This window comes from Aeromonas sp. QDB62 (genome assembly GCF_027705695.1).
Classification (GTDB): domain Bacteria; phylum Pseudomonadota; class Gammaproteobacteria; order Enterobacterales; family Aeromonadaceae; genus Aeromonas; species Aeromonas allosaccharophila.
This window is the reverse complement of sequence record NZ_JAPDCD010000059.1, coordinates 1-19,838: the sequence shown is the minus strand read 5'-3', so window position 1 is coordinate 19,838 and position 19,838 is coordinate 1. Positions and strand designations below refer to the sequence as shown.

The 19,838-nt window shown below is 59.0% G+C and carries 17 protein-coding genes and 2 tRNA genes; 12 read left to right on the top strand and 7 right to left on the bottom strand.

From position 1 onward, the window contains the following. Window positions 1–391: 391 nt before the first annotated feature. Window positions 392–4,915: a retention module-containing protein gene (locus tag OKC27_RS20720; RefSeq protein ID WP_270806660.1), complete on the top strand. Its 4,524-nt coding sequence runs from the start codon at window positions 392–394 to the stop codon at window positions 4,913–4,915. A 219-nt stretch (window positions 4,916–5,134) separates the two neighbouring features. Here the strand turns inward: OKC27_RS20720 and OKC27_RS20715 are convergent, their stop codons facing one another. Continuing rightward, on the bottom strand, window positions 5,135–5,533 hold the full coding sequence (locus tag OKC27_RS20715; protein WP_201933738.1) for an META domain-containing protein: 399 nt from the start codon (window positions 5,531–5,533) through the stop codon (window positions 5,135–5,137). A gap of 168 nt (window positions 5,534–5,701) precedes the next feature. Here OKC27_RS20715 and OKC27_RS20710 point away from each other — a divergent pair, with 168 nt between their 5' ends. Continuing rightward, window positions 5,702–6,181 (top strand): hypothetical protein, encoded by a 480-nt coding sequence (locus OKC27_RS20710; RefSeq protein ID WP_058053116.1) that lies wholly within the window; start codon window positions 5,702–5,704, stop codon window positions 6,179–6,181. Window positions 6,182–6,184: 3 nt separating this feature from the next. Here the strand turns inward: OKC27_RS20710 and OKC27_RS20705 are convergent, their stop codons facing one another. Both OKC27_RS20705 and OKC27_RS20700 read right to left on the bottom strand, forming a co-directional pair. Then, window positions 6,185–6,664 (bottom strand): putative 4-hydroxy-4-methyl-2-oxoglutarate aldolase, encoded by a 480-nt coding sequence (locus OKC27_RS20705; RefSeq protein ID WP_042657514.1) that lies wholly within the window; start codon window positions 6,662–6,664, stop codon window positions 6,185–6,187. A 42-nt stretch (window positions 6,665–6,706) separates the two neighbouring features. Continuing rightward, on the bottom strand, window positions 6,707–7,114 hold the full coding sequence (locus OKC27_RS20700; RefSeq protein ID WP_201933870.1) for a DUF3293 domain-containing protein: 408 nt from the start codon (window positions 7,112–7,114) through the stop codon (window positions 6,707–6,709). A gap of 396 nt (window positions 7,115–7,510) precedes the next feature. Here OKC27_RS20700 and arcA point away from each other — a divergent pair, with 396 nt between their 5' ends. After that, window positions 7,511–8,230: a two-component system response regulator ArcA gene (arcA, locus tag OKC27_RS20695; RefSeq protein ID WP_005338193.1), complete on the top strand. Its 720-nt coding sequence runs from the start codon at window positions 7,511–7,513 to the stop codon at window positions 8,228–8,230. Window positions 8,231–8,401: 171 nt separating this feature from the next. On the opposite strand, the gene OKC27_RS20690 is transcribed toward arcA, so the two are convergent. Continuing rightward, window positions 8,402–8,476 (bottom strand) — tRNA-Gly (locus OKC27_RS20690). A gap of 15 nt (window positions 8,477–8,491) precedes the next feature. Next, window positions 8,492–8,565, bottom strand: a tRNA-Gly gene (locus OKC27_RS20685). Window positions 8,566–8,766: 201 nt separating this feature from the next. Between OKC27_RS20685 and cydD the strand changes: the two genes are divergently transcribed. The 4 genes from cydD (at window position 8,767) to OKC27_RS20665 (ending at window position 13,190) form a co-directional block, all read left to right on the top strand. After that, window positions 8,767–10,536, top strand: a complete 1,770-nt coding sequence (gene cydD, locus OKC27_RS20680) for a heme ABC transporter permease/ATP-binding protein CydD (protein WP_201933746.1) — start codon at window positions 8,767–8,769, stop codon at window positions 10,534–10,536. Further along, complete coding sequence (gene cydC / locus OKC27_RS20675; RefSeq protein WP_270795555.1) at window positions 10,529–12,259, top strand: heme ABC transporter ATP-binding protein/permease CydC; 1,731 nt, start codon at window positions 10,529–10,531, stop codon at window positions 12,257–12,259. Before cydD ends, cydC begins: the two co-directional genes overlap by 8 nt. Before the next feature lie 163 nt (window positions 12,260–12,422). After that, complete coding sequence (gene rcsF / locus OKC27_RS20670) at window positions 12,423–12,794, top strand: Rcs stress response system protein RcsF (protein ID WP_042657518.1); 372 nt, start codon at window positions 12,423–12,425, stop codon at window positions 12,792–12,794. Window positions 12,795–12,803: 9 nt separating this feature from the next. Continuing rightward, on the top strand, window positions 12,804–13,190 hold the full coding sequence (locus tag OKC27_RS20665) for a DUF488 domain-containing protein (protein ID WP_201933753.1): 387 nt from the start codon (window positions 12,804–12,806) through the stop codon (window positions 13,188–13,190). A gap of 157 nt (window positions 13,191–13,347) precedes the next feature. On the opposite strand, the gene OKC27_RS20660 is transcribed toward OKC27_RS20665, so the two are convergent. Further along, window positions 13,348–14,346, bottom strand: a complete 999-nt coding sequence (locus tag OKC27_RS20660; RefSeq protein ID WP_201933754.1) for an NAD-dependent epimerase/dehydratase family protein — start codon at window positions 14,344–14,346, stop codon at window positions 13,348–13,350. A 211-nt stretch (window positions 14,347–14,557) separates the two neighbouring features. Here OKC27_RS20660 and tsaA point away from each other — a divergent pair, with 211 nt between their 5' ends. Next, window positions 14,558–15,262, top strand: coding sequence for a tRNA (N6-threonylcarbamoyladenosine(37)-N6)-methyltransferase TrmO (gene tsaA / locus OKC27_RS20655; RefSeq protein WP_201933763.1), 705 nt, complete (start codon window positions 14,558–14,560; stop codon window positions 15,260–15,262). Between the two features lie 312 nt (window positions 15,263–15,574). Beyond that, on the top strand, window positions 15,575–16,123 hold the full coding sequence (locus OKC27_RS20650) for a cytochrome b (RefSeq protein ID WP_042657522.1): 549 nt from the start codon (window positions 15,575–15,577) through the stop codon (window positions 16,121–16,123). An 87-nt stretch (window positions 16,124–16,210) separates the two neighbouring features. Here the strand turns inward: OKC27_RS20650 and OKC27_RS20645 are convergent, their stop codons facing one another. After that, entirely contained in the window at window positions 16,211–16,891 is a 681-nt protein-coding gene (locus OKC27_RS20645; protein WP_201933774.1) for a bactofilin family protein, read from the bottom strand. A gap of 210 nt (window positions 16,892–17,101) precedes the next feature. On the opposite strand from OKC27_RS20645, the gene OKC27_RS20640 reads away from it, so the two are divergent. The 3 genes from OKC27_RS20640 to OKC27_RS20630 all read left to right on the top strand — a co-directional run bounded on the left by OKC27_RS20640 (window position 17,102) and on the right by OKC27_RS20630 (window position 19,701). Next, a complete protein-coding gene (locus tag OKC27_RS20640; RefSeq protein ID WP_042063363.1) occupies window positions 17,102–17,776 on the top strand; it encodes a response regulator in 675 nt (224 codons plus the stop codon). Continuing rightward, window positions 17,776–19,161 carry an ATP-binding protein gene (locus OKC27_RS20635; RefSeq protein WP_182970659.1) on the top strand — a complete coding sequence of 462 codons (1,386 nt, stop codon included), beginning with the start codon at window positions 17,776–17,778 and terminating at the stop codon, window positions 19,159–19,161. The genes OKC27_RS20640 and OKC27_RS20635 overlap by 1 nt, the downstream gene beginning before the upstream one ends. Window positions 19,162–19,443: 282 nt before the next feature. Further along, entirely contained in the window at window positions 19,444–19,701 is a 258-nt protein-coding gene (locus OKC27_RS20630) for a hypothetical protein (RefSeq protein WP_270694235.1), read from the top strand. Window positions 19,702–19,838: the final 137 nt, after the last annotated feature.

Below are 19,838 nucleotides of genomic sequence, written 5' to 3'. Positions count from 1 at the left end.
GAAGCGTACCCTAACTGGTAGTTGACCGCCTCTCTCCTATGCACCATGGGCATTGCACTTATTATCTGAATTCACGATTCTCATTAAAAAATATAAAGTCGTTCATATGAGTAGCGCTCTTAATACGCTGACTTTAACCCGATAAAGACTATCACCCAATACAATTAAAATAACCCGCAGAACAACAATAAACTCAATTAAATCATGGCAATACATTAATTCCACCAGCGAATCAGTTAATAGAAATATATCATCAATAAGTCGTTTGATTATTTAATGCACTCTCCTTAGCCTTGGGCGGAATAATTAGTATAAAAACTATAAATTTATCAGTTCAAACTATTAGGAACACACGCAACATGCACAAAATCCTGCTCGATCAAGCAATGGAATCACTAAGGCTCAAGGAGAGTGCTGGATCGTTTTAAAAGATGGCTCAATCAAAGCCGTTAATGTCGGCGATATGCTTCCTAAGGGTGTGCTACTGGTATCCCCTGCGGAGGTAGAATTGACACCGCCAGCAATGGCGAGTGCGGATAACACTATTCCAGACGACACCATTCCCTCCGATGGGGATGAAATCGACCCCGCCGTTGAGCAAGAACTGGCCGCCATCCAGCAAGCTATTCAGGATGGGCAGGATCCGACCGAAATCGCCCAGGCAACCGCCAGCGGCGGTGATACCGCAGGAGGCCTCGCAGGCTCCGGTAATGCGGGCGTCATCGTCACCGAACGTACCGCCAGAGCGACCATTTCCGAAGCGGGTTTTGATACGACCCATAACAGCCGTGACCCGCAACGCCTGGATGCGCTGCCGGGTGACGAGATCGCCGGCAAGATAGCGCATCCGCCGGTTGCCTTTGATCAGCAGCAGATCATTTCTGAAGACACGCCGACCCTGTTCGCTCAGGTTCCGACCGCGCAAGATCCCGATAGCGACGGCATCAATCCGCAGGGTTACACCCTGGTGAGCGGCGTACAGAGCGGTCAACTGACCCTCAATGCCGATGGCAGCTACCAATATATTCCCTCCCCCGAGTTTCAATCCCTGCGAGAGGGTGAGACACGACAGGTCTCCTTTACCTATATTGCCACCGATCCGAGTGGCAACCAGAGTGCCCCGGCCACGGTGATCATTACCATCACCGGCACCAACGACACCGCCACCATCGGCGTTGCCACGCCGGGCGCTGACCAGGGTGCCGTCAAAGAAGATGTGACCCTCACCACCAATGGCAAGCTGGTCGCCACCGATGTCGATCACGGCGAAGCGGTGTTCCACCCCCAGACTCAGGTCAAGGGTGACCACGGCACCTTCACCATCGATAAAGATGGCAACTGGACTTACACACTCGACAACGATGACCCGCAGGTGCAGGCCCTCAAAGAAGGGGAATCCCTGCCCAACGAAACCTTCGTGGTCAAGAGTGCTGACGGCTCTGCCCAGCACACCGTCACCGTGACTATCACCGGTACCAACGACATCGCCACCATCGGCGTCGCGACCCCGGGCGCTGACCAGGGTGCGGTCAAAGAGGATGTAACCCTCACCACCAATGGCAAGCTGGTCGCCACCGATGTCGATCACGGCGAAGCGGTGTTCCACCCCCAGACTCAGGTCAAGGGTGACCACGGCACCTTCACCATCGATAAAGATGGCAACTGGACTAACACACTCGACAACGATGACCCGCAGGTGCAGGCCCTCAAAGAGGGGGAATCTCTGCCCAACGAAACCTTCGTGGTCAAGAGTGCCGACGGCACCGCCCAGCACACCGTCACCGTCACCATCACCGGCACCAATGACATCGCCACCATCGGCGTCGCGACGCCGGGCGCTGACCAGGGTGCGGTCAAAGAAGATGTGACCCTCACCACCAACGGCAAGCTGATCGCTACCGATGTCGATCACGGCGAAGCGGTGTTCCAGCCCCAGACTCAGGTCAAGGGTAACCACGGCACCTTCACCATCGATAAAGATGGCAACTGGAGCTACCAGCTCGACAACGATGACCCGCAGGTGCAGGCCCTTAAAGAAGGGGAATCCTTGCCCAGCGAAACCTTCGTGGTCAAGAGTGCCGACGGCTCTGCCCAGCACACCGTCACCGTCACCATCACCGGCACCAACGAGGCCCCTGATGCGCAGGATGACGGCCTTGTCAGCGACAAGACCGTCACGCTCGATGCACAGAACTGGGATATCAGTGGCGATATCAAGGTCGATTACTATGTCATTGATGCCACAACCGGGCAGAAAGTGGCCGATGCCGAGAAATCCGATTACACCGGCGATGGCGACCACCGCTTCGGGGTGAAATCCGGTATCGAGCAACCTGGCGCAGACAGCGTTCAGGCAGGACAGATCGGCTACCTCGACAGCGCGAACCAGAGCGAAGCCATGCGCTTCACCTTCCAGCAGGGTCAGGTTGCCGACCATGCCACCATCGAGGTCAAAAACCTGTGGCACGACCAGGCGCATGGCGGCTGGGAGCCCGGTGTCGAGCGGGGAGTCTGGAAAGCCTTCTACAAGGGCGAGCTGGTGGCGACCGGTATCTTTGAAGGCAACGCTGGCGGTAAACAGAATGTGCAGATCGATGCCGGTGGCCGCTACTTTGACACCATTGAAATGTCAGCCCTCGGCTATAAGGACGGCATCGTCGATCCGCAAGGCTCGGAGTACTTTATTACCAAGGTCACCGCTGATCTGACTCGCTTCGATCAGTCTTATCAGACCAATGAGACCGGCGTGCTCTCCCTCGACGTATTGAGCAACGACTCCGATCCCAACGGGGATGCCATCTCCATCGTGCCGGGGAGCTACCCGGACTATGTCACCCTGGTCAATGGCAAGCTGCAGTTCGATGCCGCCAAGTACCTGCTGACGTTGCCGGAGGCTGAACGGGATTTGGTCGCGGGCGAGGCCAAAGAGATCAAGTTTGAGTACGCGATTCGCGACTTTCACGGTGCTACCGATCACGCCAATGTCACCATCACCTTGATCGGTGAGAGCTTGCCCGCACCGGCTCCCCTGCATGTGACTGTGCAAGAGGATGGACTGGCAGGCGGCGCGCATGCCCACAGCCAAGGCTCACTGCCGGGCGCTCAGGATGCCACACCCCACGACTACCAGTTTGCAACCCGGCAGACAGGTACGGCAGTCAACAGTGGTGGCAAGCCACTGAGCTACGAGGTGAGCAACGATGGTCTAACCCTGACCGGCTTTATCACGGAGGCGGGCCAGAAGGTCAATGTGCTGACAGCACAGCTGAACTCGCAGAACGGCACTTATGAGCTGGATCTGTTCCGCCCGCTCGATCATGGTGCTGCCGGCAAGGACACCCTCTCTCTGCCGTTCGAGCTCGATATCAAGGTTGGCAACCAGCACACCAAGGGAGAACTGGTGATCGATGTGATCGACAGCGCCCCTGCGCCTGCCCACCTGACCCTCACCACCGGGGATATGGCACCGCAATCCAACTCCGTCATCATTGCGCTGGATATGTCCGACTCTATGAATGACCCCGTCCAGAACGCAAATGGACAGTGGACAACCCGCTGGTCACTTTCGCAACAGGCTATCAAGGCGATGTTCGATCAGTACGACAAGCTGGGGGATGTGCAGTTCAAGATTGCCACCCACGCAGGCAACCCGGATGGGCAGATTTCTGGCTGGCTGCACTCCCTGGCCGACATCCAGCAGTTCTTCAGCAAGCTGAGCCCGGGAGGCTGGACCCCCTACACTCAGGCACTTAACCAGCTAGATACGATTCTGTCAGATAGTCAGAATCAGCAGGAGATGGCGGGAAGCAGCAAGCAGTTCTACTTCCTCTCCGATGGCGCCCCCTCGGATTTCAGCTACTGGATGAACGGTACATACAAATCAGACATGTTCCGCGAGCGCCTGATGAAGGGCATCAGCCCGGATGAAGTGGGTGGTGAGCAGCACTATCAGGACCTGCTCACTGGCCGGGTCGCACCGACCCATGCCGAGCAGTTGCTGATCCTGGGCGAGTCCATGGAGCACATTCTGGATCAGCATGGCAACCCCTTTGACAACGTCAATATGCTTGCCATCGGCCAGAGCTCCTCGCTGGAGTATCTGGCGCCCATGGCGGGTCAGGATGGCACCGCCATCAAGGTGGAGAAGGATGCCGACATTATCAGCACGCTGACCGAGTCGGTCCCGGGCCAGCTGCACGGGGATCTCACCGGATCGTCGATCGAAGGGGAGTGGGTCGAGAGCCTGACCCATGATGGCCAGGCCTATTTCTACGATCAGCAGAAAAACGGCATCTTCGCCCACCACAGCGATAGCGACATCAAGGTGACCGATGGCAGCAAGCTGACGCTGGATACCGCCAATGGCAAGCTGGCGCTGAACTTTGAAACCGGGCAGTACGACTATCAGGCCAAGGATGTGCATGGCGATGGAGAGGACAAGTTCCTCCTTACCCTGCGCGATGGTGATGGGGATACCGCGGAAACCAACCTGGATATCGCCGTTCAGGATCTGGCTGGCAGTGTTGCAGCCCCAATCAGTCTGCGCATGGCGGCCGCGCCGACAATGACCAGCGAGACAGTCAGCGACGAGGATACGAGCAGCCAGGCCACCCACGACGAGATGCAGGATGAGCTGATTGATTTCAGTGCACTCAGCCTGGCGGCACCCCAGAGCGGCGAACTGCAGAGTCCGCCCGGTGCGACGCTGGCGTTCAGTGAGCTACTCGATAGCGGCGATAGCGAACTGGATGACCTGCTGGCACAACTGGACTCGGCAGTGCAAGGTGTCGCAACGAACAACGGGAGCGATCCTTACAGCTCATTTGCGGATCACAGCATGCCCAATCTGAATGGCGCGTCCATCCAGGATCAGCTGTTTGATGAACTGGCGCTGCATCAGCAGTTCGTACAGTAACCCCTCGTCATCCCGAGATAGTCAAAACCCCGCTCCGGCTGATACCGGAGCGGGGTTTTCTTTTCTCTGCCGGTTCAGATAACACATATGACCAAAAGGGGGATGTGTATGGGCACGCAGTGCCAGATACACAGACGCCCTCCACAGGGAGGGCGTATCAGAGCGTTTGACCCGCCAGCGCAGTCAGCGCTGACTGGGTTGTCAGACGAACGGCGTGCCTTATTTGGCGGCAGGCACGGCGTTGAAGGTGAGCAGGGCTGCCTTGTTGGCGTCGCTCAGGGTCAGCTGGTTGCCGTTGATGGAGTAGGTGGCCACCTTCTCAAGTTTTTGCAGGTACTCCATCTCTTTGTTCATCTCATCGCCGATGCACATCATGCGAGTGGAGCCCATAGCCCCCAGCGTCAAGACACCGTCACCCTGCTTGGTGATACCGCCAAAATAGCGATTGCAGCCGCCCTTGCCCGCCACCTTGCCATCGACCACTTGCAGGGTGAAAGTATCACCGGTGGCGCCTTGCAGCTGCCAGCCGGATGCTTGCAGTTGAGCCATGCTGGAACCTGTTGCCATTGCGCAGCCTCCCAGTGCCAGCGCGGCCAGCAGAGTCAGTTTCTTGTTCATGGATTCACCTCTTAATGATTAGAGCCATCAATACGGCAGCCTGTTTATCATGGCTGGCGCCCACGCCAAAGGATTTTATTGTGATCTCGCTTCACTTTACTACCAGCTGGCATGTGCCATGCTTGTGCCATGCTTAAGCTCAGTTCCGGACCCAGGGAGGGGAAAAGAATGACCAAGGCGCTTCTCATCACACTGCTTGCATCCTGCGCCAGCATGGCCGTACAGGCCGCCGACTGGGCAGTGGTTCAGCCGCAATCCAACCCGTCTCTCTATGTCAAAAGTTACTCGGGTGTGCTGCTCAATGGCCATAGCCATCACAGCGACAGTTTTGATCTCTGGCTGGTCAATAGCGGTTATCAATATCCGGTGGTGGATGATGTGACCCTCTTTATGGAAGCGGGCCCGGCGGTGGCGGATCAGAATCGCACATCCGGTTTCAATATGAGCTCGGGGGTGCGCTATCAGCTCTCTCCGGCATTCAATATCGGCAGCCAGATCAAGCATCTCGATCTCAACAAGGCCAGCACCCTGCTGGAGCTCAACTCCAGCCTGCTGCTGACCCCCAGACTCTCCCTTACCGCCAACTACGGCGTCAGCGCCATCACCGCCGATCAGGCGCTGAGTCTGGGCGTCGGCTTCAACTTCTGATGCTCACAGCAACGGCGTAGCGCTCACCACCACGCCGTTGCGATCCGCATAGACGTAATCCCCTTCGTGGATGGTCACGCCGGCAAAGCTGACCACCGCCCCCAGCTCACCCAATCCCCGCTTCTCGGTCTTGACCGGACAGGCGGCCAGCGCCTTGACCCCGAGCGCCAGTGTCGCCAGGGTGCCCACATCCCGCGCCGCGCCGTGGATCAGGATCCCCTCCCACCCCTGCTCCACCGCCTTGACCGCCAACTGATCACCAAGCAACGCCCGGCGCAACGAGCCGCCGCCATCGATCACCATCACCTTGCCGTGGCCGGGACGGGTCACCAGATCCCGCACCAGACTGTTGTCTTCGTAGCAGGAGAGCGTCACGGCGCGACCATAAAAGAGGGGCTTGCCGCCAAAATCCTGAAACACCGGGTCGGCCACTTGCAGCAAGTCGCCATGTTGATCGCAGAGGTCGGGCAGGAGATCCAGCATGATTTGATTCCTTTCAGATGCATGAAGGTGTTCATTCTTTCATCAGGCGAGGCTTCTGGCAATCCAGAAGGATTCAATATTGCCCAGACAAACTGCTGATTTATCAGTCAATACCGACACCAGCCAGAGCTGGCCATCCTCCACCCAGTAGAGGGCATTCTGGCCAAAACGCGTGGCCAGCTGACGGGCTTGCGGCAGGGAGAACGCCACCGCCAGCGATGACTCCTGCCAGCGCTCGTTGGGGTCAGATCCCCAAAACGGCCCCACCACGGGCACCTGCAAATCCACGGTCAGATGGCGCCACAATGCCCGCTCCCGCCGCCGATTGCGCCGTTCGCCGACCCACTGGCTGGCCGGGTTCCAGGCGGTAATGATGGCAAAGGCAGACCAATCAGGTGGCTCAAATGGCGCGATAAAGCAGATTTTCTTGTAGTTTTCCCACAAAATCATGTCAATCACATGTTACATTCCATTACATTTTATAGGGGCTAAAACCCGGTTAAGGCCAAGTATCATGCAGCTGTGCCAGGGTTTGACCTATATCAAAACAGAGTTAAAAAGTTGCTATCTGACGGCAAAGAGTGTTGTTATGCTCCTGTTAACTGATAAAATGCGGCAACTTTCGTAATGGACGACCTTTCCAGGCTCTGCTCGACCAGACTTGTCGGGAACCTATAAGTGGCACAGGGATACTTGCCGGTACTGATGCCTAATTCGCGATATTCCGACCTGACTCTCATACCCAGGATGACGTAATAAATTTTCAGGATCAGTCAGGAAATCGGTTTGTAACGCCAAAGAGTGTTAAATTTAAGATAATTAACTGATAAGAATCTGGGAATACTCATGCAAACACCACACATTCTGATCGTCGAAGACGAGCTGGTCACACGCAATACCCTGAAAAGCATTTTTGAAGCGGAAGGCTACATCGTGCTCGAAGCCAATAACGGCGACGAGATGCATCAAGCCCTCACTTCCCACACCATCAATCTGGTGATCATGGACATCAACCTGCCGGGCAAAAACGGCCTGCTGCTGGCCCGTGAACTGCGTGAGAACGACAACATCGCCCTGATGTTCCTGACCGGTCGTGACAACGAAGTGGACAAGATCCTGGGTCTGGAAATCGGCGCCGATGATTACATCACCAAGCCGTTCAACCCGCGCGAACTGACCATCCGTGCCCGCAACCTGCTGAGCCGCACCATGAACGTGGCTGCCGGTGGCGAAGAGAAGAAGCTGGTTGAGCGCTACCTGTTCAACGGCTGGGCGCTGGATATCAACAGCCGCGCACTGGTCAGCCCGACTGGCGACATGTTCAAGCTGCCGCGCTCCGAGTTCCGCGCCATGCTGCACTTCTGCGAAAACCCGGGCCAGATCCAGACCCGTGCCGAGCTGCTGAAGAAGATGACCGGCCGTGAGCTCAAGCCCCACGACCGTACCGTCGATGTGACCATCCGTCGCATTCGCAAGCACTTTGAAAGCGTCAACGATACCCCGGAGATCATCGCCACCATCCACGGCGAAGGCTACCGTTTCTGTGGTGAGCTGGAGCAGGAATAAGCTCTCGCTACGCTGCTGATCTGAAAAGGCGCCTCGGGCGCCTTTTCTGTCTCTGCGGTTTGCATTATTAAGGCAGAGATAATACAAAAACACGGTGATCGTTGCGTCACACGCTGAACAAGATGCAAAACAAAAAGCCCACTCGCAGGAGTGGGCTTTTTGTTTTGAAGCTGGAGCGGGCAGCGGGAATCGAACCCGCATCATCAGCTTGGAAGGCTGAGGTAATAGCCATTATACGATGCCCGCCTGGCATCTGAAATTTGGAGCGGGTGATGGGAATCGAACCCACGTATGCAGCTTGGGAAGCTACCGTTCTACCATTGAACTACACCCGCGTCAGGGCTCCTACTATATGCATTTTGCCGCCGAGCGCAATGGCGCCTTTGCCACTTTTTTCAATAAATCAATCTGTTCGGACAAGGATTGAGCAGACGGTTGCTTTTTCAATCAAACATTTTCAACACAGATAATTTACAAGGTTGCCAAGGCCAAACGGCAAGGATAGTCTTGCGCCACTCGACGCGAGGATGGTGGTAATGGATAAAAAAACGCAAAAACGTCTCTATGGCTGGTTGCGCAAGCAATCGAGTCACGGTCGCCGCTGGATCACGATATCCATCGCTTTTGGCCTTGGCCAGGGCATTCTGATGGTGGCGCAAGCCTGGCTGCTGGCGACCCTGTTGCACGGCTTTATCATCGAAGGCTCAACCCCCGAGCAATCCATCACGCTCTTTATTACCCTGCTGCTGGTGACCCTCGGCAAGGCGGCGCTGGCCTACGGCCGCGAAGTGGCCAGTTTCAAGGCGGGCAGCGCGGTACGCCAGACCATCCGCCAACTGGTGCTCACTCGTTTAAGCCGTCTCGGTCCTGCCTATATCCAGCGCCGCCCGGCCGGTAGCTGGGCCAGCCTGTTGCTGGAACAGATTGAAAACATGCAGGATTTCTTCTCCCGCTACCTGCCACAGATGGCCATTGCCGTCTTTATTCCGGTGGTCATTCTGGTGGCCGTGTTCCCGGTCAACTGGGCCGCGGGCCTGATCCTGCTGGGCACGGCTCCGCTTATCCCCATCTTCATGATCCTGGTCGGTGTCGGTGCCGCCGATGCCAACCGCCGCAATTTTCAGGCGCTGGCCCGTCTCTCCGGTCACTTCCTCGATCGCCTGAAAGGGCTGCGCACGCTGCAGCTCTTTATGCGTACCCAGGCGGAAGGTGACGCAATTCGCGACGCCTCGGAAGATTTTCGTGAGCGCACCATGGAGGTGCTGCGCCTGGCGTTTTTGAGCACCGCCGTGCTGGAGTTCTTCGCCGCCATCTCGGTAGCGCTGGTCGCCGTCTACTTCGGCTTCTCTTATATCGACCATCTGAACTTTGGTAGCTATGGGGTCAAGGTCACCCTCTTTACCGGCCTGTTCGTGCTGTTTCTCGCCCCCGAGTTCTACGCCCCGCTGCGAGAACTCGGTGCCCACTACCACGCCAAGGCGCAGGCTATCGGCGCTGCCGAGCAGTTGCTGGAGTTCCTTGAAGCCGAGGTGAGCGAACCGGCCGCGGGCACGGCGCCGTTCCATGCCGACAGCCCGGTCAAGGTAGAAGCCAAAGGTCTTGAAGTGCTGAGCGCCGAAGGCAAGGTGCTGGTCGGCCCCATCGACTTCACTCTGGAAGCCGGTTCGCGCACCGCCCTCATCGGCGTCAGCGGCGCCGGCAAGAGCTCGCTGGTCAACGCCCTGCTCGGCTTTGCTCCCTATCGTGGTGAGCTCAAGGTCAACGGGCAGGAGCTCGCCAGCCTCGACATGAGCCAGTGGCGCCTGCAGCTGGGCTGGCTCTCGCAAAACCCGCAGCTGTTCCACGCCTCCTTGCGCGACAACCTGCTGCTGGCCAAGCCAACGGCCAGCGATGCAGAGCTGGAAGATGCCCTGAAACGGGCGCAGGCGTGGGAATTTGCCATGGAGAAGGGGCTCGACTATCCGGTCGGCGATCAGGCGGGCGGCCTCTCGGTCGGTCAGGCCCAGCGCCTCGCACTGGCCCGCACCCTGCTCAAATCAACCCAGCTGATGGTGCTCGACGAACCGACCGCCAGTCTGGATCGCCACTCCGAGCGCGCCATCATGACCACCCTTGAGCAGGCGATGGCTGGCCAGACCCTGCTAATGATCACCCACCGCCTCGACCAGCTCACCAAGATGGACAAGATAATGGTGCTGGCGCGCGGACAGCTGGTGGAGCAAGGCAGCTTCCAGCAACTTAGTTCTGGGCAGGGGCCTTTTGCCCGCCTGCTCTCCCAACGTTCCGGAGGTTCTCTCGATGAGTGATCTGTTGCCGTTTCTGCGCCTCTATCGCCAACACTGGCTCAGCCTCACCATTGGCTTGCTGCTGGCGCTGGTGACCCTGGCCGCCGGCATGGGGCTGCTCTCCCTCTCCGGCTGGTTCCTCTCCGCTGCCGCGGTGGCGGGGATGACCGTTGCGACGACCCATGCCTTTAACTACATGACCCCCGCGGGTGGCGTGCGCTTCTTCTCCATCATCCGCACCGCCGGTCGCTGGGGTGAGCGGGTGGTGAGCCACGATGCCACCTTCCGGGTGCTGACCCGGTTGCGAGTCTGGTTCTGGCAAAAACTCTCGCCGCTCTCCACCGGAACCCTGGCCGGTTTCCGTCAGGCGGATCTGCTCAACCGGCTGGTGGCCGACATCGATGCGATGGACCACGTCTATCTGCGGCTGATCACCCCCATCGGCGCGGCCCTGCTCAGCACTGCCGGGCTGGTCTTCTTCCTGTCGTTTTTCGACAGTCGCCTCGCCCTCACCCTGGGTGCCATTCTGCTGTTTGGCATGATCGCCCTGCCGCTGGTGTTCTACTTCCTCGGCCGTCGCCCCGGTCAGGCGCTGATTGCCGAAAAATCGACCCTGCGAACCCGGATGGTGGACTATCTGGATGGGCAGGCCGAACTGCAGATGTTTGCCGCCGCCCCCAAGGCGCTGGTTGAGCTGCAACAAGCCGAACAGGCGCTGCTCACCGCGCAGGCCCGCATGGCCAAGGTGAGCGGGCTGGCCAACTTCTCGGTGCAACTGCTGAGCGGCTGGACCCTGACCCTGATGCTCTGGCTGGCCGGTCATGGGGTGGCCGGTGCTGCGCCCGACCCCATTACCGCGCTGATGGTGTTTGCCACGCTGGCAAGCTTCGAGGCACTGATGCCGCTGGCGGGGGCTTTCCAGCACCTCTCCACCAGCCTCACCTCGGCTCGTCGTTTGAACGAAATCCTGCAAGAGGCAAAAGCCCCCGTGTGGGGCGACGAGCAGACTCACGCCAACGCTGGCGCACTGCAAATCAACGACCTCTATTTTGGCTACCCCGGCAACCCCCAGCCGGTGCTGCGTGGCTGCACTCTGCAGTTGCACGCCGGTGAAAAGCTGGCGCTGCTGGGCCAGACCGGCTGCGGCAAATCGACCCTGATGGGGCTGCTGACCCGGGAGTGGAGCCCGCAGGCAGGCAAGATCCTGCTCGATGGCAAGCCGCTCACCGACTACAGCGAAGGGGCGCTGCGCGCCTCCATCTCGGTGGTGAGTCAGCGGGTGCATCTGTTTGCCGATACCTTGCGGGGCAACCTCAAGCTGGCCGCCCCGACCGCCACTGACGCGCAGCTGATTGCGGTACTGACCCAGGTCGGGCTGGCCAATCTGCTGGAAGATGAAGCCGGCCTCAACGCCTGGCTCGGTGACGGCGGCCGCCCCCTCTCCGGTGGTGAGCGTCGCCGTATCGGCATCGCCCGCGCCCTGCTGCACGATGCGCCGCTCTGGTTGTTGGACGAGCCGACCGAAGGGCTCGACAGTCAAACCGAGCGGGAGATCATGGATCTGCTGTTCCGGCTCGGGGCAGATCGCACCTTGCTGCTCATCTCCCACCGCCTGCTGGGGATGGAGCATATGGACCGGATTGCCCTGATGGAAGAGGGACAGATCCGCCTCTGCGCCCCTCACAACGAGCTGCTGGCGGATGATTACTATCGCAGCCTTTACCAACGGCTTGCTGCTGTCTGATATCAGGCTGATGGGGGTCACACCCTGACACCCGGGCGCAAAACGGGGCTGGTCGCCGCAGGCGGCTGGCCCCTATAATGTCCCCCTCATTATTCAACAAGATGCCGACATGGAGCGCCTGCGCATTTCTACTGTCCTCATCACCGACACAAGATACGAGACGATGAAACGCCTGATCCTGATGATGCCCCTGATTGCCTCCGGCTGTGCCAACTACGCCTTCAACAGCAATCTGGATAAAGAGAACTTCGACGAATATTTCAAACCCGGTAGCGTGCGCATCTACGAACAGGATGAGCTGGCTGACCTCAACTACCTCTACCTCGGCACCATCGAGGGTGAATCCTGCCAGGCCGATGCCAACCAGCCGGTGCCCAACGCCGGTGACGCACGCACCCTGGCCCGCCGCCGCGCCGCCGACATGGGTGGCAACGGCGTCACCATCGACAAGTGTGCCGAATTCAGCGACACCCCGGGCTGCCTGAAACAGGTGATCTGCTACGGGCAGGCGCTGAAAGTGGCCGAAGAGAAGTAAGCCGTAGCCATGGCCCTCGCCATCGTTCGCCTTGGCAGCCCGCGCCTGCCGGATGAGGGGCTGCGCATCGGCACTGTGCGCCGCCCGCCCCGCGGCGTCCCCAAGAGCGAATTTGCCAGCCAGCATTGGTACGACGTCTGGTTCCCCAACCTCGCCCCCAGCAGCGAGACCATGAAACTGGGTCAGGCTGCCGAGACACCCGCCCAATGGGCGGCGTTTGGCAAGCAGTACAAGGCCGAGATGGCGCAACCTGCTGCCAGGCACGATCTGGCGCTGCTGGCCGCCCTCTCCCACACCACCAATCTGTCGGTGGGCTGCTACTGCGAGCAGGAGTCCCGCTGCCATCGCGCCATTTTGCGCGACTTGCTGGTAGCCGCGGGTGCCACCATTCGCTAGCGCGGCGAGCAAGGGCGGTGCGATAGGGAATCGCGTCAACCGGTATTTGGCAGCCATCAGGTATGGATAGACAGAGAGGGCATCCCGCGGGATGCCCTCTCGTTATGTTCGCGCCGCTGCATTCTCGGCAGCAACACTATGATCCCGCCACTCTTTCCTATTGCAGACTGGGTGCCAGCAACTGCTGACGCAGCGAGGTCTCCCGGGCATGAGTCATGGCATCCGCCGCCACGCCAGCGATGGGCTCGATGACCAGCCAGTGGGCAAGATCGGCGGCGGTCTCCTCCAGCGGCCGGAAGTTCAACCCCTTGACGATGGCCGCCTCGGCACTGATAAAGCCGTAACCGGCAAACTCCGCCTGCGCGCAGGGCAGCAGGGTGGGATAGCTCTGCCAGGGCTCGATACCGGCCGCCATAAGGGTCGGCCATGGCAGCCACTCGGGCTGGATGGGGCTGACTGGCAGCAAGCGGGCGCTCAGCCGCTCCAGCCAGTCGCAGAGGGTAATGCCGGGCTTGAGCAGGTTGAAGATGCCCGACAACTGCTGCTCGGCTGCGCGCAGCACAAACTCGGCGCAGTCGCGCACATCGAGATACTGCAAGCGATCCTCGCCACTGCCCGGCAACAACCAGGGCCCGCCCTGCTGCACCCGCTTAATCCACCACGCCATGCGACCAGTGGGATCATGGGAGCCGCACAGCACGCCCGGGCGCAGGATGCAGAGCCGATCGCCCCAGCGGGCGTGATACTCGGCCTCGCACAATACCTTGAGGGGACCGTAGTCAGAGGGCATTTCGCCTGCGGGGATAGCATGCAGCGGCGCCGACTCATCCATTCCGGGCAGTGAGAAATCGCGATAGACGCTGATGGTGGAGATAAAGATCAGCCGCTCGCAGCGCCCGAATAAGGCTGCCGAGAGGCTCGCCGCCTGCTCGGGGCGATAGCAGCAGGTGTCGATGACGAGATCCCACTGCAACCCGGTCCCTTGCAGGGCGCTCAGGCTCTTGTCCCTGTCGCCGGTGAGCTGCAGCAGATCGCGCCAGTCCGGATGCTGGTGCAGGCCACGGTTGAACAGCGTCACTTCATGGCCCCAATCCAGCGCCAGCGCGGTGAGATGGCGCCCCAAAAAGCCGGTGCCACCGATAATCAGCAGTTTCATCCCTCTCCCTCCCTTCGGCGCGAATGCGCACATTGCATCCTGATGCGCCCGTTGCCTCCACCCTACGCAACTTGGCGCGCGGGCACAGCCCCCGACTGGCCGGGATGGGACAGGGATCACGGCAGCGCAGCAGAAATGGGCGTAGTGAGGCCAAGCCTGCGTTTTGGGGCTGCCTGTGCTAAATTGCCGGGGTTTTCAGTCAGGATCCGCCATGAAGTTTGAAATCAACACCCTCGGGATCATCCGCTCTCCCTACAAGGAGAAGTTCGCCATCCCCCGCCAGCCCGGTCTGGTCAAATCGGCTCGCGCCCGCCTCGAGCTGCTCCCCCCTTACGATCAGCCGGATGTGCTGCGCGGCATCGAGCAGTTCTCCCATCTGTGGCTCAGCTTCGTCTTTCACCAGACCATGGCGCAGGGCTGGCACCCGACGGTGCGCCCGCCGCGCCTTGGCGGCAACGAGCGGGTCGGCGTCTTTGCCACTCGCTCCACCTTCCGCCCCAATCCGCTCGGCCTCTCGGTGGTCGAACTGCACGGGGTCGGTCGCGAACGGGGCAAGCTGTGGCTGGAGCTGGGGGCGGTGGATCTGCTCGATGGCACCCCCATCGTCGATATCAAACCCTACATTCCCTATGCCGACAGCCTGCCGGATGCCCGTGGCGGCTTTGCCCCCGATGCCCCCACCCCGCCGCTGGCGGTGCGTTTCAGTGCCGAGGCCGAGCAGCAATTGCAACCCTGGCTCAAGGCCCATCCCGAGCTGCGCCAGCTGGTGAGCGAAGTGCTGGCGCAAGATCCTCGCCCCGCCTACAAGAAGGGCAAGCCGGATGAGAAGGAGTACGGGGTACGGCTGTTTGACTGCAACGTCCGTTTTCGCATCAACGAACCGGATTGCATGGTGCTGGCCATCGAGCCCGCCTGATCCCCGGCGTGAAGCCGTCATTGGCCCCACTGACGCAATTTCACACCTTTATTTCACGCTGCCTTCACGTCACAAGGTGCTTAATAAGCCTGTGAATTGTGTGGCATTGATCAGACTATCCACCCGGTTGCCAGTGATACCATGCAGAGAGTAGAGGGATTTTTCTCTCCGACTGCCGCCCGTTTCAGGCTGCTGGCCACTGGCAAGTGGTAGCAGCACGGCAGTTGCCGCCAAGGGATCCGGCCTCGCTTCGATATGCTGTTCAGCGGGAATGCCACACGGATGTGACAACCAATCTGAAGGAACAAACCTATGCTGATGAACAGTGAACAACGTTACGGCACCCTGAACATCGGGCTGCACTGGCTGACCCTGTGGGCCATGATCGCCGTCTACGCCCTGATCGAATTTCGCGATATCTTTCCCAAGGGCGACCCTGGCCGGGATCTGATGAAGGAGTGGCACTTTATGCTGGGGCTGCTCATCTTCGCTCTGGTATTTGTCAGACTGGCGCTGCGCTGGATGAGCCCGACACCCCGTATCGTGCCCGAGCTTTCCCCGGTCATGCACAAACTGGCAAAACTGGCCCACCTCGCCCTCTACGGCTTTTTGATGCTCACCCCGCTGTTTGGCTGGCTGCTGCTGAGCGCCGCGGGCAAGCCCATTCCCTTCTTCGGGCTTGAGCTGCCAGCCCTGATCTCCCCAAGTCCGGACCTCAAGGGACTGATCAAGGAGGTGCACGAGACGCTGGGTAATATCGGTTACGCGCTGATCGGCCTGCACACGGTGGCGGCCCTCTATCACCACCATATTCTCAAAGACAACACCCTCACCAATATGCTGCCGCCGCGCCGCAGCTAACGGGTAACGGGGAAACGCAGAGGGGGCCATCGTGGCCCCCTCTCTGTTTCCCTGAACAACCGTCATCTGCACGGCTGGCAAACGGCATCACGCCTGCTTGGCCAGCTCCTCGGTCGCCTTGCCTTTCGGCTCGTGCGGCAGCTTCTTCACATTGTTCTTGTTCTCTGGCTGCTTGCTCTCGGGCGATCGGTTTTCAGACAAGGCTTGCAACACGGGATCGGCCTTGCCGGCCACGGTGGGCTGGGACTGACCGACAAAGTTGCCGCCCTTGCAGATGGAGAGGCTGCCCCCCTTGAAGATCCCCTGCATCTTGCCGCTCTCCAGGATCTCCACCTCGGCGGAGGTGCAGGTGCCTTCAAGCAGACCATTGATGATCACGTGGGGCGCACTCACGTCACCCTCGACAGTGCCGCCCTGCATGATGCGCAGCACACCGCCGGTGAGCTGGATGGTGCCATTGACGTGACCGCGCACCTCCAGATCCCCCTCGACCTGCAACTCGCCCTTGAAGCGGGCACCGGCAGCAATGACCGTTGCCCCGGCTGACACACTGGCCGCCCCATCACGTTTTTTTCCAAACATCCCGACTCTCTCCATCAACCAGACAAGCAGAACCAGCGGCATCGGCGCCACTGGCCACAGAAAACAGGGTGACCCCAGCACATAGAGCAGCAGAGCTGCTCCCCAGCAGAGCCAGACAATATAGAGGAAGTCGCTGCGCTCCCGACCCTTCAGCCGCGCCAGCCACGTTCCGGCTACCTTTCTCATTTCGTCAAACCTTTCGCAGCATGGCGATCAGCATTGAACTGACCAAAGCGCCATCGACAACAACGGACAATGGATAAACGACCAGTTGCCGCAAACTCTGAAGCCCCCTGATTCAGTCCCGATACAGGAGTGGCAAGATAGGATTCGAATTGACTCGAAGCGACATTCACTTTCTAATTGACAGCCTGGATCCCTATGACCGTTCACATCATGAAAATTCTGTTGGTCGAAGACGACAAGCTGCTCAATCACCACCTCTCCTCCCTGCTGACCGAAGCCGACAATCAGGTCTACAGCACCGACAAGGCCGAGATTGCTCTGCACTATGCCGTTGACTACCCCATTGATGTGGCGATCATCGACCTCGGTCTGCCCGATATGGATGGCCTGCAACTGATCCGGCGACTGCGTGAACGGCAGATCCCCTTCCCCATCATTGTGCTGACCGCCCGTGGCAACTGGCAGGACAAGGTCGAAGGACTGGAAGCCGGTGCTGATGACTATCTGGTCAAACCGTTCCAGAAAGATGAGCTGCTGGCCCGCCTCAATGCGCTGGTGCGTCGCAGTGCCGGTTTTATCTCGCCCAAGGTGAAGGCCGGTGATTACGAGCTGGATCTCTCCCGCAAGGAGCTGACCATCGCCGGTGAAGTGGCAGTGCTCACCAGCTTTGAATACCTCATTCTGGAGTACCTGATGCGCAACGCCCGTCAGGTGGTCTCCAAGCAACAACTGCTCGACCAGCTCTACGGCGACGGCGAAGGGGACCCCAACACTATCGAGGTGATGGTGAGCCGCCTGCGCAAGAAGCTGGATCCGGAAGGGACGATTCAACCCATCTCCACCATCCGGCGCCAGGGCTACATCTTCAACCTGTCGTGTAACTGATGCAGTTTCATCTGCCGCGCCCCATCAAGATGATCCGCAGCTCCCTGCACATCAAACTGCTGCTCAGCTCGCTGCTGGTCATCGCGCTGATCATGGGGTTTGCCGTCTACGCCCTCTACCTCGGCCATATCGAGGAGCAGACCCAGAAGGCCAGTGCCCGGATGCAGGAGAATCTGGCCAAGCTGTTCTCCTCCACCGAGCCGGACGACAAGGGCCCCACTGTCGAACTGGGGCGGATGTCCCGCGATGCCAGTGACAGCAACCTCGACACCCTGATCTGCCGCGCCGATGGCGAGCTGGTCTGGTCGAGCCTCCATATGCCGGAGGTGATCAAGGCCAAACAGACCATCTGCGGCGATCTGATGAAGTATCTGGGGGGGATGGATCTCGACTACTTCTTCAAGAAACACACCATCAAGAACGGCGAGAGCTACTACGTCTACAGCCTGCGTTTTATCCGCAATCCTGGCAGTGGCACCACCGCCTACTACGTAGTGATGATCGACTCGGCCAAACGCTATCACGAAGAGTCGCGCACCTACCTCTACCAGACCGCCCGTCAGGCGCTACTCGCCTACCTGCTGCTGGCCGGACTGCTGCTGCTCACCACCTTCTGGAGCCTCAGCTCTCTGCGCACCATCGCCCGCCAGATCGACGATATCCGGGCTGGCAAGCGCGATGCGCTGTCAAACGAATTCGAACGGGAACTGGCCCCGCTGACCGACTCGGTCAACCAGCTGCTGGAAAACGAACGCCAGCAAACCCAGCGCTACCAGCACGCCCTCAACGATCTCGCCCACAGCCTGAAAACCCGGCTGGCGCTGATCCAGATCACCACCCGCGAAGTGCAACTGGGGCGGGAGATCCACGACAACATCAACGAGCAGATCCTCACCATGGATCAGATGATCCAGTATCAGCTCAGACGCGCCGTTACCGGCCGCCAGCGCCTTGCCAGCAAGGGCACCGAGCCGGTGCCGCTGATTGAAAAACTGCTGGCCAGCCTGACCAAGGTTTATCGCCACAAGAAGCTGCAAACCCATTTCAAGTTCGATGATGACGCCCTCTTTCACGGCGAACAGGGCGACCTGATGGAGCTGATGGGCAACCTGCTCGACAACGCCTGCAAGTTTGCCATCAGCGAAGTGAAGGTGACGGTGCGCCGCCATCTCGAACGGCTGCGCATCGAAGTGGAAGATGATGGCCCGGGTATCGACCCGGCCAAATCGGAGCAGATCTTCCAGCGTGGCGTTCGCGCCGACAGCTCGCCGGGTCAGGGCATAGGTCTGGCGGTGGTCACCGAGATCGTCCACAGCTACGGCGGCCAGATCCGGGTCGATGAATCCCCCCTCGGTGGCGCCCGCTTTACCCTGGACTTGCCCTGACCGACATTGCCCTGCTCAGCCTCACCAGTGATGGCGCTATCACAAGGCCCCCGACATCGGGGGCCTTGTCGTTTCAGCACTTTGAGCGCCTTAATTTATTGATCCGGCACAGATTATCGCCCCTCAGCCCTTCCACAAACGGCCTCAATCGGTATCATGGTCGCGCGGTAGCGTTGGCTTGATTAACTTGGCGATACACCTTATTTACTTGTCGGTGCTGATACCCATGAAGCCCAACAGACAATAATTTATAAAAGACTTAGTTCAAGGATGGTAAACTCAATGGGTGAAAAAGAGATAAGTATTACAACTGATGGTCTTGTACTTAAAGGCGATATTGTTGATGCTGTTTCAGCACCTATTTCAACCATGTGCAAAACTGCAGACACGATATTGAAGGTTGTTGACAACCTTGTTGGTTTACCTGCAGATTTTTTAAATTTTCATTTAAAAACATTTCGAGATACTTATGCTGAAGGGTACGAAAAAATACCTCTTAAACAGCGTATAGAGCCAAGGAAGGTGCGAACAAGTCCCTGATATGAGATCATGTTTGTCATCTGGAGCCATGAAAAAGGGTTCATCATGAGTCATCAGCTCACCTTCGCCGACAGTGAATTCAGCAGTAAGCGCCGTCAGACCAGAAAAGAGATTTTCTTGTCCCGCATGGAGCAGAT